This window comes from Bacillus salipaludis (genome assembly GCF_004358205.1).
The window spans coordinates 339,671-351,973 of sequence record NZ_SMYO01000006.1 but is presented as its reverse complement, the minus strand read 5'-3'; the positions used below and the strand labels follow the sequence as shown (position 1 = coordinate 351,973).

General features: G+C 39.9%; 10 protein-coding genes. 1 reads left to right on the top strand and 9 read right to left on the bottom strand.

The annotated features are described in order from the left end of the window. Window positions 1-48: 48 nt before the first annotated feature. The 9 genes from E2K98_RS14850 to E2K98_RS32335 all read right to left on the bottom strand — a co-directional run bounded on the left by E2K98_RS14850 (window position 49) and on the right by E2K98_RS32335 (window position 10,715). Window positions 49-1,395 carry a cation:proton antiporter gene (locus E2K98_RS14850; protein WP_133335361.1) on the bottom strand — a complete coding sequence of 449 codons (1,347 nt, stop codon included), beginning with the start codon at window positions 1,393-1,395 and terminating at the stop codon, window positions 49-51. Window positions 1,396-1,579: 184 nt separating this feature from the next. After that, window positions 1,580-1,834: a hypothetical protein gene (locus tag E2K98_RS31695; RefSeq protein ID WP_235824815.1), complete on the bottom strand. Its 255-nt coding sequence runs from the start codon at window positions 1,832-1,834 to the stop codon at window positions 1,580-1,582. A gap of 3 nt (window positions 1,835-1,837) precedes the next feature. Then, window positions 1,838-2,230: a vWA domain-containing protein gene (locus E2K98_RS31690; RefSeq protein ID WP_235824814.1), complete on the bottom strand. Its 393-nt coding sequence runs from the start codon at window positions 2,228-2,230 to the stop codon at window positions 1,838-1,840. Window positions 2,231-2,580: 350 nt separating this feature from the next. Beyond that, window positions 2,581-3,582 (bottom strand): macro domain-containing protein, encoded by a 1,002-nt coding sequence (locus E2K98_RS14840; protein ID WP_133335359.1) that lies wholly within the window; start codon window positions 3,580-3,582, stop codon window positions 2,581-2,583. A gap of 166 nt (window positions 3,583-3,748) precedes the next feature. After that, window positions 3,749-4,420 carry a DUF975 family protein gene (locus tag E2K98_RS14835; protein WP_328591980.1) on the bottom strand — a complete coding sequence of 224 codons (672 nt, stop codon included), beginning with the start codon at window positions 4,418-4,420 and terminating at the stop codon, window positions 3,749-3,751. A 317-nt stretch (window positions 4,421-4,737) separates the two neighbouring features. Beyond that, window positions 4,738-6,330, bottom strand: a complete 1,593-nt coding sequence (locus E2K98_RS14830; RefSeq protein ID WP_133335355.1) for a SagB family peptide dehydrogenase — start codon at window positions 6,328-6,330, stop codon at window positions 4,738-4,740. A gap of 21 nt (window positions 6,331-6,351) precedes the next feature. Next, complete coding sequence (locus tag E2K98_RS14825) at window positions 6,352-8,292, bottom strand: TOMM precursor leader peptide-binding protein (protein ID WP_133335353.1); 1,941 nt, start codon at window positions 8,290-8,292, stop codon at window positions 6,352-6,354. Beyond that, a complete protein-coding gene (locus E2K98_RS14820; RefSeq protein ID WP_133335352.1) occupies window positions 8,292-10,250 on the bottom strand; it encodes a putative thiazole-containing bacteriocin maturation protein in 1,959 nt (652 codons plus the stop codon). The genes E2K98_RS14825 and E2K98_RS14820 overlap by 1 nt, the downstream gene beginning before the upstream one ends. A gap of 165 nt (window positions 10,251-10,415) precedes the next feature. Further along, window positions 10,416-10,715, bottom strand: coding sequence for a heterocycloanthracin/sonorensin family bacteriocin (locus E2K98_RS32335; RefSeq protein ID WP_133335350.1), 300 nt, complete (start codon window positions 10,713-10,715; stop codon window positions 10,416-10,418). 434 nt (window positions 10,716-11,149) lie between these two features. Here E2K98_RS32335 and E2K98_RS14810 point away from each other — a divergent pair, with 434 nt between their 5' ends. Next, window positions 11,150-12,238, top strand: coding sequence for a GerAB/ArcD/ProY family transporter (locus E2K98_RS14810; RefSeq protein ID WP_133335348.1), 1,089 nt, complete (start codon window positions 11,150-11,152; stop codon window positions 12,236-12,238). Window positions 12,239-12,303: the final 65 nt, after the last annotated feature.

Here is a 12,303-nt window from a genome sequence, read left to right as displayed (position 1 = left end):
TTTTGTATTTTTTTGAGGCACAATCTACTTTGTATATACAAACAATAATTACTCCAATTTTTCGCGTTTAATTTGTTGTTGCAGATGAATAATATCACTATCGTTATTAATTTTTTCAGGAACGATATCCTCATCCCCTGGCATTAACCTCCACCCTTTATTTAAGACGAAACGGAGCCAAGAACCTGCAAGCCATGAGGTGATGAGCGCTAGCATTACGAGAATGGCAAAGAAATCTTGATTAATAATCCCTGCCGAAAAGGCAACGGTTGAAAGAACAATTCCTGGACCTCCCCTTGCATTCATGGCCATTGCAAAGTTCAAACTTGTAATCCGATCCTGACGTATCAGTTTACAAGCAAGGAATACAATGATCGATTGTGCAAGTGTCGCAAATAGCAAATATTGAATAAAGAATACTAAATCAAAATGTTTCGCTAAATCTAATTTAAGTCCTACCACAGCAAAGTAAACGGGGATAAACCATGAAAATGAAATATGCAAGACGGACTGCTCTAATCGTTTGAACAATGTGGGTGGTAAAGCCATTTTTGCGCCTATTCCAGCTAAAAGAGCACCGAAAATCGTATCGATATTCAAATACCCTGCAACCGAAGAGACAACAAACATGATAAATAAAAAATATCCTACATGAGAGGCTCTAAATAAAAAATTCCCGTTTCGAATCGTTAAGTTTTTAAACAAAAACCGGAGAACAAATATAGTAACAAGAATAAACCCTACAGTAATCCCTACACTTTTTAAAACAGCTCCAGCCGTAACAGGTCCCCCATGCCCCGCAACCGCTGTAGCGATTCCTAGAGCCACCCAAAGTAATGTATCATGAACACCCGCAATGGCGATCACAAGCTTCGCAAATCTTGAGTGCATGATTCCCAGGTCATTGAAAATTTTGGAGATAACAGGTATGGATGTTACAGCAATCGAAATGGCCACGACTATCTTGATGGAGAATACACTATTGGCTGGACCTAAAAACTGACCAAAATCAATTAAATAAGATGCTAACCAACCAAGTGCAAATGGTAGAATGGTCGATGCAAGAATAATAACAGATGTAATTTTTCCATCACCTTTTTTAAATTTAGTGTGGAATTTTAACCCGGAGCAGAACATAAGTAGTGTCAGACCAATTTGGTACATAAGCCCAAACATACGGTCTTCCTGTGGAAACCCGGCAAACAGCCAAGAAAAAGCATGGGGATAAAAGTAGCCAAGCAATGTAGGACCCAAGATAATTCCCGCTGCCACTTCACCAATCACGCGGGGAATCATTAACCGCTCTGCAATAAAGCCCAGTAAATGGGCGAATGCTAACAAGATGGCAGTGGCCAATAAAAAGTGACTAAGTTCTATAGAACTAAAATCAAACAATCTAAACCCTCCCTAAATTTAGTACACAACATAACCTATGCTGAGTCGTACAAGTTTGTGGAGGGCAATTGTTTAGACATTCCAAACTATTTTGGACATGTCGATTTATTGTTATGGACATAGGACCCCATAGCGATTACGACAAATGATATTTAGATGAAGCCAAAGGGGTCTTCCTTTCCAATTATTTTTTTGTACGCCCGTTAAAGTCTCTTTCAATTCCTTTTTTCCAGCTTCGATCAAGCTTTTTGCCACTTCGAAGGTTGCTCACGGCTTCATTTACCGCTTCATAATTCAGTTGTGTTCCTACCTCATCCACATGATAATCAACTGCAAAGTCCTCTTGGATTCCAAATTGAGCCGCAGTAGAGATGGCATCAATATTGGCACCGAGGAACAGGAATTCCCAATCATATTTCTCTTTTTGATGCTGCACCATTTTTTAAATTTTCTCTCTAGAGAACTCCCTGCTGGCATTTTCCATGCCATCTGTGGTAATCACAAACAGTACCTTTTCAGCCCGTTCCTCTTCCATTGTTTTCTTTTGCACCTTCACGATTTTTTGAATCGTTAAACCGATGGCATCTAATAGTGCCGTCGTACCACCCACGTCATAATCTTCATCGGTAATCGGAGAGATGCCTTTCACATGAATCCGGTCATGCAATAATTCAATATCATGATCAAATAATACAGTCGTAACAACAGCTTCCCCTTCCGCCTTTAGTTGTTTCTTCAGCATCGCATTATAACCGCCTATCGTATCAGCCTCAAGTCCTGCCATGGAGCCGCTTTTATCTAAAATAAACACTAACTCCGTTAAATCCTTTTTCATCCTGATCATCCTCCGTTCTTTGATAATCAAAGGATAACAATAATCCAATCAGAGATGGTCTCTTTAAAAGCGACACAGATTGTTGAGAAAAGTAATTTTCTCGGCAATTTTTTACTTTGTCAAATCTAAAATGCTAAATTATTGATTGTCCCTGCTAAAGTACCTGTTGATTTCGCTCCGGTCACTCGCTTTCCGCGGGGAGGTCCTGGAGCGGAAATCAGCAGACTTGTTGCAAAGACCAAACACTAATAATATTACAATAAATTAACACAGTGAATTATTAAAGAGAGCAAATAAAATAAAGGCTTTCGAAAGATTTCGACAGCCTGGGTCGCTTTAAAAGCGACATTTTAAGCACCGAGTATGGGTTGGTCAAAGGCAAATAAAGCTTCATTGATTTCATGAATATTGAAATTCGCTTGATGGATAAAGAATTCAATAATGACATCAAATTTACTGCTGCGTGACAAAGTATAACCAGCTGCAGATAACAGATCAATCGTTTCCTTAAAATCCAGTTGCAATGCAATGGCAAATGCAACGGCCGTTTTCTTTTTGGGAGTATAATCTACAGCATTCCGAATTTTTGAGAATAACCGCCGGTCTAGATTTGCCCTTTTATAGGTCTCAACATCTGTCATTCTTTTTTCATCGATTAATCGAAGCAACCGTTCGGAAAAAGATTCTTCGAGTTGATTCAATAGGTTTAGTAATGATTCCTCTGCTTCTTTATAGACTTCCTGCTGAAGATTTTCGATTTCTTGCCGTTGTTCGAATAGGTATGGTTCTTCTCTGGTCCGTTGAAACGCTTTTTCGACTTCCTCTACATAGTGTTCGTCAATATATTGATGAATAGAGGTAAATAACTTCTTGCTTAAACCAAAAGAGTTTTTGTCAAAAACAACGAGATATACGAGTAAATCATGATGGAATAAAAATGAACTGATCGTGGAAACGGCAATTTCCAAGGCTTCCTCTTTCGGATATCCATAGATGCCCGTTGAAATTAACGGAAAGGCAATTGATTCACATTGATACTTTTTGGCCAGCTCCAAGGAATGAGAGTAGGATGCCTTTAATAGAGCTGCTTCTTGGTGTATTCCGCCTTGCCAAATGGGACCGGGTGTGTGAATGATATAGTTTGCATCCAGTTGGAATCCCCCAGTAATAACAGCTTCCCCTACCTTGCAATCCCCAATTTTATCACAAGCCTCTTGTAACTCCCTTGCACCTGCCGCACGAAATATAGCGCCACTTACACCTCCGCCCATTTTCAGCGCTATATTGGCAGCATTCACAATCGCGTCAACCTTCATCTTTGTTATATCCTGGCGAACAATCTCTAATGGCATAATTTATTTCCTTTCCAATAAAAGATCTTTTTTCTATTCTAACAATCCTAGAGAATGAAAGGAATTTTAAAATAGAACACCTCATACTTCTTGATTCCATCGATTTTTTTGCATGAAAAAAGAATGACTTTTCAGCCACTCTTGGATGTTAGGATATGATGAATACTTAATATTCTATGTCTTTGTCCTGAATATCAATTATTTCATTATAAAATGCAGCCATTGCTGTTGAGACATAGGGAACCAACCACAAGAACCCAATTCCCAATGTGAACAAACAAAGAATCCCCCAGCCAATAAAACTTAGTCCCAATAAGAAATATTTCCACTTGTACCCGTTCATTCTTCTTCTGCTCTCTGTGATCGCCTCCAGCACCGAATATTCTGGGTGGTCTCGTAATAAGTAATAGGTTTGAGAATAAGCAATACTTTTAATGATACCGGGAATAAACAGTAATAAGGACCACAAAAATACAAATAGACCTTGTAAAATAGATACACCGATCATTTTAAAGGATGTTTTTCCATCCTTATAGATCGAAAAAGCATAAGAAATTTCCGGATTTTTTAGTCTTACCAATGACAAATAAAACCAATACACACCAACCGTAAAAGGAATGAGCGCAATTGTAATGAGGGTACTTACAAAACTTCCTCCTGGCGATGTATCCTCTTGCTTAATCCATTCAGCAGGGCCGCCGCTCATCATCATTTCAACCAGTGTAGGTAATAAAAAATTGAGAAGGAATAGTACGAACGTTAATAAAACACCTAATCCCCATTTTCCTTTTAAAGATAATTTTGCCTGTCTTTTGATTTCTGAAATGCTTAAATTCAATTTTCTGTACTCCTTTTCTCTCATAATTTGCAAATAATCATAAGCAATAAATGGTAAGTTTTTTAATACCTAACTGCCTATCATTATTTTAAACTAACAAAATTGTAGTAAACAGCTTTCAATTTTACATTTTTTTAGAATGTATGTCATGCTTTTTGGATTTATACCTTTTCTTCTTCATATTCTAGTCTTCGTGCCTTCCTCTTCAATCAGCAGGGCTAAAAATCAACAATGTCCTTTAACACAGCCTAAACAAAAAGAGCCTATAAAGGCCCCTAACTACACTTATGTTATTTTTTACAGTCCGCATGTCTCACCTAGCTAAGCAAACTCCCCTTTAACCAGGCCCGTGGACGATAAGGACCCACAGGGATTTGGATTAAGCTGGTTTTTCCTTTGGAATTGATTCTGTAAAGTTCATCACATTGGTTCACATCGAATCCTAGCAGTGGATGTCCTCCCATTCCTAAAGCACATGAAACCAAGAGCAGGCGTTGCAAGAGAATGCCTGCTTCCATCTGTTGGATCCGATATCCTCTATACCCCAATTTCTCCTTAAGGTGATTTTTGTCTCCGACGACATGCAGGCAGAGCGGCACTTGAAACAGATTTAAATTGGGCATTGTTAATCCATTTTGTAAATACTCCCGAAAATCTCCCTGCGATATTCTACAAAGTCCATGAGTGTTATTGTCATAAGAGTAAGTGCCATTTGGAACTCCTTCTACATTATAAAAACAGCCGTACAAAGAAACACGAGTCTCAAGCCCCCCACGGGTGTCGTATAGGTCATTCTGATAAGAGAAGGAAAAAGTCTCTTTTAACAAAGTGGATAGTTGTATTTGACTAACTTTCCCTATTATAAAATCAAGATCGGGAGAACGCCTCTCCCTGCAAATTGATGCAAGATCGTATGTGGGGGATTCCGTAAATGGCAGCATGATTAACTCCGCACCTAAGGAATTACTACTACGACTTCTCTCTTTTATTATCTTTACAAATGACTGTGTCGTTTCAAGCAACGATGCTTCATTCATCTCTTTCAGCATCGGGTAATCAATGATTCTCTTGGAACGGTTATAGGTTTCATGCTTTAGCAAGGGCACTTCCTGGGATAATTCAACAGCAGAAACATTTTCTTCATCATGATCGTTTTCATCACAATAGATAGATGGATGAATAGATAATGGGATCACAGCATAAACACTTTCATCTTGTTCAGATAGCCCAAGTAAATGATTGATAGAGCGATCAAGAAATTGGTAGCATACCCGTGAAGAGAACCCCATCCGATTGGCGACTTCTAACGATTGCCCAATTAACACGCCGGCATCTAATCCTTGGAGCCTATAAGAAAAATTATTATATTTGTAGAAATTTTTCCAAAAAACCGTCGAGATAAAAACAGTACAAAAACAGTCAGAAACATCACAATTTCCAAGACTTCTGGATAAGAAGGAATCGTATTTTCCTTCCCGCAACAATAGGAGTCGGTGATGTGCCACATCGTAATGGTAAATCCCCTGTGGTACACCCTCCAGCTTTACATACACATATAATTCATTCGGGTACAATGCACCTCCAGACGGTACAAATCTCCGGAATAACTGAGCATAGCTTACAGCATTATTTTCCTCAGTCCCCTCTATGAAGGCGGATTGAGCGAATTGTGCATAATGAGTAAGCCCGTATATATACCATAAGAAAGTCCCGAGCTCCTCCAGTCCAGGATCTGCCTGAGCTTCCCGTTCCCTGAGAGTTAACGGAACATCTCCTGATAGTGGAATTTCTGGCAAGCCGCGGTACAGTTTATAGGGAAGTGGTGCGTCCTCCCAATCCACTTGCCAATCTGGCGGAGCAAGTTTTTCCGTATCAAAGTGAAGATGATGCAGAAAGGTTTCAAGCTTCACTCTTACACCTCCTACTTTTTATTATGGGAATGGATGAGGATAGGGATTAAGCTGTTCATACAACAACGGCTGTTTGGAATATCCAAGTTTCATTGGAACTTGGAGGACCCTTTCTAGCCCTTTGAAACGAGTAAGGTGATGTCCGAATGTCATTGGTAACATACCAGGAATCAACACCTTTACACAGTATAAACCGTTCCGTTTGGTAATTGGTGTCGTTTGGTCTACCACAATAACCTCAAGGTCTAAACTGCGAAACCTCTGAAGGATATCCTGGAGATCATCTTTCAAATCGGGATGCACCGGAGGCTGTTTAAATTCCTCCGCAAACGTTCGTAATGGCCGCTGATCATCCAATAAAAAGCTTAGCCGTTCCTCTGCCTCCCGCAGACCGTATAGCAGGCCATGGTCCTCCATGTTCCGGACGGCAAATGGATTTTTGAGCATTTCTTCATATTTCTGCCGGTTTTTCTCCAATATTTCGTCATGCCTAACCATCATTCCAGCGAGCTCGTAAATCGCGCTTTTTACTGCTCTTACAGGATCAGGATTCGCACCTGCTGCACAAATGAGGTTGACACCCTTGGATCTTCTGTTTTTGGCTATTGCCCAAACACTAGGAATCTCGTTTTCCATTGTCGAATTATAAAAATATAGGTCATATCGCGACACTTCACGTATACGGTCAACCATTAACTCTAATTCTTTGTCGTTAGCAGAATAGGGATCAAGACGTGAAAGGGGCAGCTGTGCATACCAGGTTAACAAGAAGGAATCGCGCTCGACGACCTCCATAATGCCATGGAAGATGGCTTCCTCCAAGCTCCCTCCTAATGCACATCCATTGGAGGTTTCATAAACAAAACCCTCCCCATTGCCTAAACTGTAGTAAGCAAGCAGCTCCGGAACGAGTATAGGACGTTCTTGCATGAAGGAATAACCCCAGACCCAATTCATTGGTTGATCAGGATGAAACGGTTTAAATGGAAAACCAGGCTTTGCATATTGAATCTGGTCATGAAATCCTACCCTTGCTGGATTTAATGCTACTTCCTTTAAATGCTGATAACTTTCACAAACTTTCTTCCTTTTCCCTTGAGGTTCAATTCCACAATATCGCTCTAACCCCTCCAAAATCGCTGTTAACTCACTCATTTCATATGAATTAGTACGGCCAGCAACTCCCTCGTCCGCTCCAAACAACGGCATATTAACCAAAACATCTGCAAATGGAAGCCTGAAATCTTCTATTTTTCCATTCATGATGCCAGTACGAAAATCCAGATAGTCATCTACTAGCACTGTTTTCAATTCATCCATCGAGCGGCAGCGATACCCTTCACCATTTATTTTAGGACTGGACTCTAACCTAATTTGAGCTAATTCTGGTGAGTCTTCAGGTAATGGACTGCAAATCGGGCACAATGGATCAGGCAAGAAAAAATGACGGGAGTTCGTTAACATTTTCAAATTGGTAATGAACATCCTTTCTTCTAAGGTCGAGGAATCTCCTTGAAGAACTTTCTGCACTTCGTTACAGATGAAGATAGCCATTTGCATTAATCCCATTCTTGATGACCATGCATCTCGCGTGACAGCTGATCCTATTGTCAATCTTGCCTGAATCTCCGACATTTCAAGGCGGTCAGGTCCGGCAAGCAAGCGCCGTTTGTCAGCACAGTGGGAGCATCCCGGAGTGCTGGGCCGTACGAAAGGGCCAATAATTCCCTCACCAAACGAAACAAAACCTCGAAGCCAAGGGATACCGGCGGCCTTGAATCTTTCATCCGCTTTTCGATGTTTGGATGGATACCAAGCATCGTCGAGCACTAGAGCCAATTCTGTTTCTTCGGGAATTTCTTCATTCATGCTTTGACGTCTAACTTGATAGGTAGTGGACAATTGCTCGAAGACATATTCTGCTAATAAACCGTCTCCGTCAATGAGAATCTGTGCAGTCATTATGAATCCCCCTCTCGTACCTGCACACCATACACCCCTGCCAACTCTTGTTTTAAAAACGGCTCAATCGACAGATCATAAACCAATAGTTGTTTGCTGTTTCGATTTAAGACCTGAATGGAAGATTGTAACAGCTCCAATTGTGTCATTTCCTCACAAGAAGGGATTTCGAGTTTATTTTCATTTTTTTTGAGGTAAATCATAGACTCCTTCTCATGTCTCTCTACGGCATTCTTCTGGTTTTGCGCATCCAAAAGTGCTTGCTGCAATGTATTTTGTAATGCCAAGGTTGGATTTAAACCTACCCCTGTGTACCAACAGCCCTTTGATCTTACCCAAACCACAGGGAATCCAAGTACGTCCTCTTTTAACCCAATGGCAGGTGAACCGTTTAAGGTAGTAAGGGCATTCAAATAAAATCGGCATTTTTTATCTTCTATGGCTCCCATTTGTACACCCTTAACCGTATTCAGCTGATCCCCTTTTCTATTTTTCAATTCTTCATCCAGATAGGCTTGCAGCCCTCGACAAACAGCCTCAGCGATGTTTTCTCCTGAACCAATACCAATAAAACCTTCTGGAAGACTCGCATGAACATGTCCTGTCTGATTTCTAAACCCATAAACAGGTGAATCAATCATTTTTGAAACATACCTTTCAATACCGGTCAATCCGGCATTTCTTCTGGCTTCTTCATGTGTCAGACCTAAACAGACAACTTCCGGCAGTAGTTCTGCAGGTCCCTCTGACACAGGGTTAACGGTCTGAACATAGCACTGGGAAAGAGGAAGCTGTGGTAAATTTCGTTCCTCCCAGGTATGAAAAATGCCGATTTCTTCTGAAGTTAATCGACTGAAATATTCAAGCAAATCCTTTTGTTCATTCCTGTCAGATTCTTGTTTCAGTCTTACATCAAGATCATCAACCAGTCCTGGTCTCAAACTTTTTGACATTACCGAGGGATGTGAAATGAATGAAAGCCAGTCACCTTCCATCGTTTCAAGATTAAGCAAATAAATTTGATGATCTTGGTTTGAGCCTGCGATTCCTGTAGCCTTCTTGAAAAATTCGAATGCAGACACATTTGCCAAAATCGCTCCTGAGGTGGAAGAGAATGACTGTATTTCCCCCTCGGCTTCCACAAGAGATGGATGAATTCTACGCCATGCAGACTCGAAGCATACTTCTGTTTCTGGATGGGTTAACGGACCGGAGAGTCCCACTTTTTCTAAACAGATAGCAGGGAGAAATGACTTCTTTTCTTCTTGGCAAACCTGATTCAGATTCCTTAATTCATTTATATTTCCATCCTGTGACACATACAGAATCCAATCATAGGGCTGAACTACTTGTTTCCAAAAATTTCCCCTGGCTCCTTTAGGATAGGATACTTCCTCGAACTCCACATCGGAATCAATTTTTCTCGCATTCTGGATCAACTCATGGAGCCGCAGCCTATTGGTTGGAACTGTATCAGTTACCAAGACATTAAGTTTGGGCAGCCCCGATTCCAATAAGGCAGAAGCCAACGAAACCAAAATGGGCCCTGAGCCGACAGCGAGAACCTTAGCCTCTCGATATTCTTGAAAATGGTAAGCACCCGATTCCGTAAAATTCTCAATGAATTCAATTTGTGAAGCATACTTTTCAAGAACTGGACGTCTTAATTGATGGGGAAGGTCTTTGCTTACATCGCGAACAAACCCATTCTTGAACAACGTTTCTGCAATCTCATATACCCTGTCACGGTAAGGTCCTGTTAATCCCTCCGTTAAAGCTCCCAATGTTTGTTCCCCATTAAACATCGGCAACAATTTTTCAATCCATTGATAGATGGTTTGACCTTCCAATCGGAATGAATTTAGGTTATTTCTAAAATAAACTCCACCCTTTGGATCCGGGATAAAAAATGTATCCCTTTTAGCCTTCAAACGTGAGGACGAGGTAAGATTTGTCATTCGGCTCCTCCTTATTCTAATCGTAACTACTTGCGCACTATCAGTTTATGTACGATTTTTTGTCCAATATGATAAAATAAGTGCCCCTGCGGCACATGTACAGGCAGGGGCACTTGTTTCACAAAATCATATTTTTTTTCAGCAGTTTTCCAGAATCTAAACCCATTAAATAAATCCGAAACCGATGCCAACACAGCTAAAACCAATACCAAAACAACTAAATCCGACACAACCAAAGCCGCCGCAACCAAAGCCACAGCCCCCACAACCGAAGCAGCCTCCACAACGGAAGCCAAAGCCTCCACAACGACCAAAGCCTCCACAACGACCAAAGCCTCCACAGCGACCAAAGCCTCCACAGCGAAACACACGCGGATCATAGCTCTGTAGATTCATTGGAACTAATTCACCAACTTGATAAGGATCGATACCCAACCCTTGCAGCTCATTATGAAAATTCTGCATTTTTTCCTCCCCTTTGTATTTAAAATCAGGTTTAAGGATACCTGAAACCGGAGTTTAACGAAGTGTAATTTGTCAGTTTTGTGTAAATACAACCAACCAATCCTACGTGAACTCTCTTCAACAAATTATGATTCTTATTAGGTTGCTGTTACTGATTTATGCGCCTATTTCACGATGAAAAAGCCTATAGTTTTCATTCCAGTAAGTACTTTTGATCATTGAAGTTCTCGAGAAAAAGTTTGATAAGCTAATTTTTGAGGTGTTGTAGGATATGGGGTTAGGTTGAACGGATAAACTAATCCGAAAAAATCTGGAAACACCTATTCCTTCCAGTTCATCGGTTGTCATTCATAAATATTCCAAATGAGGAAATAATAAAAACCTAATTTTATATTTTTGATATGCTTTTTGATGTAAGAACCGGAGGATAAACCATGGAACAATCGGTGCCTGAACATGTAAAGATATCCCCCTTTTTAGTTTTCTTTCTTGTTCATTCTATGCAGTTTGGTGTAGGAACACTTGGTTTCCAGCGCTATATTGCCCAAATTGCAGGATATGACGCATGGATATCGGTTCTTATTGCCGGTTTAAGCATCCATATTCTAGTATGGATGCTTTATAAAATTATGGAAACGGTTAATGGGGATATTCTGACCGCTCATTCTTTCGTATATGGAAAGAAAATCGGTAAACTCTTATCTATCCCCTATGTTTTATATTTTATTATGATCGCCATAACCACTCTTAGGATATTTATTGAGGTCATACAAGTATGGATGTTCGATGATTTTAGTACCTTTTGGTTTTCCTTAGCTTTCTGCGGTTTAGCCATCTATATCGTTTTCGGGGGATTTAGAACCGTAACAGGTGTGGCATTCTTTGGAGTGGTTCTTCCTGCATATTTATTTTTTACTTTTTTATTTACGGTACCCTATGGGGATATGAGAAATTTACTGCCTATCTTTGACCACTCGATCATGGACCTAATGAAGGCATCTTATCAAATGTCCCTAACCTATCTCGGCTATGAAATTTTATTTTTTGTTTATCCGTTCATTAAGCAACCGGATAAATCAAAGAAATGGGCCCATCTTGCTGTCTTATTTAGCACGATTCTCTATACGATTCTAACGTTTATAACGTTTTCTTATTTTTCAGAGGGGCAGCTGCAGAAAAACAGATGGGCCACTTTGACGATGTGGAAAATCATTGAAATGCCGTTTGTCGAGAGATTTGAATACATTGGAATTGCCAATTGGCTTATTCTCATTCTCCCTAATTTTTGTATTGCTATTTGGTGTGCCAGTCGCATTGTAAAAAAAGTGGTGAATTTAAAACAAAAATATGGAGTTTTTATTATTTCATTGATCATATTAATCTCAATCAATTTTTTTAAAACAAGACAACAAATATACATGGTCGCCAATTTTACAGGGAGTATATCCTTTTTTATGAATTATGGATATATTCCAATTCTTTTATTTCTGGTGTTGCTAAAGAAGAAGGTGAAGAAAAAATGAAAAGAACCATGGTTTGGCTCTTTTCATTTTTAAAATAGGAATTTTGTAATTTTTTTATAGGATAC